Annotated in this window: 1 protein-coding gene; it reads left to right on the top strand. The window is 44.2% G+C overall.

What is annotated here, in order from left to right; genetic code table 11:
- The first annotated feature begins 99 nt into the window (after positions 1 to 99).
- Positions 100 to 996, top strand: a complete 897-nt coding sequence (htpX, locus tag RAC86_RS39065) for a protease HtpX (RefSeq protein ID WP_003232513.1) — start codon at positions 100 to 102, stop codon at positions 994 to 996.
- Positions 997 to 1023: the final 27 nt, after the last annotated feature.

Raw genomic sequence — 1023 nt, 5'->3', positions numbered from 1 at the left:
TTACATTAACATCATACGTCGAATTCCTTGCATTTTCAAATGGATGTTTTATAATTTAAATATACGGGTTCTTTTGAACTTAAAATAACGGAGGTTGTTATGGCGAAAAGAATTTTTCTGTTTATTCTAACGAATATTTTGGTGCTTACAACAATCGGGATCGTTTTGTCTGTTTTAAGCTCTGTTACAGGAGTCGGGACGTACTTTACAGCTGATGGCGGTATCGATCCAATGGCGCTTCTTGTGTTCAGTTTAGTCGTTGGATTTGTCGGTTCCTTTACGTCTCTTGCGATGTCCAGATGGATGGCAAAGACGATGATGGGCGTCAGAGTGCTGAATCCGAAAAAACACTCGCTCAGCTATGAGGAACAGCAATTGGTTGATCGTGTTCACAGATTAAGCCGCTCTGCCGGTTTAACGAAAATGCCGGAAGTCGGGATTTACCGTTCACCTGAAGTAAACGCGTTTGCGACTGGACCGTCAAAACGCCGTTCACTTGTCGCAGTATCGTCAGGGCTGCTGGAGCAGATGGATGACGCAGCGGTTGAAGGTGTGCTTGCCCACGAGGTCGCGCATATCACAAATGGTGATATGGTAACAATGACGCTTCTACAAGGTATCGTTAATACTTTTGTCGTCTTTTTATCGCGTATCGCCGCTTGGATTGCAAGCCGTTTTGTCAAAGAAGATCTAGCGCCGATCGTTCATTTTATTGCAATGATTATTTTTCAGATTGTCTTTTCGATACTTGGCAGCCTGGTTGTGTTTGCGTATTCACGCCATCGTGAATTCCATGCTGACAGAGGAGGAGCGGATCTTGCCGGCAAGGACAAGATGATTCATGCGCTACGGACGCTTAAAAGCTATTCTTCCCGGATTATGGAAGACGATCAGACAGCTGTCCAAACGTTAAAGATTAATGGCAAGAAGCGCTCTTCGCTTTTCTCTACTCACCCTGATTTAGATGAGCGAATCAGACGGCTGGAAGCTAAATAATACAAACACATTGTTCCTCTGAGAGAA

It is taken from the genome of Bacillus sp. LR_5 (assembly GCF_042709275.1).
Note: the sequence above shows the minus strand (reverse complement) of the source record. Positions and strands in the feature narration are given on the sequence as shown.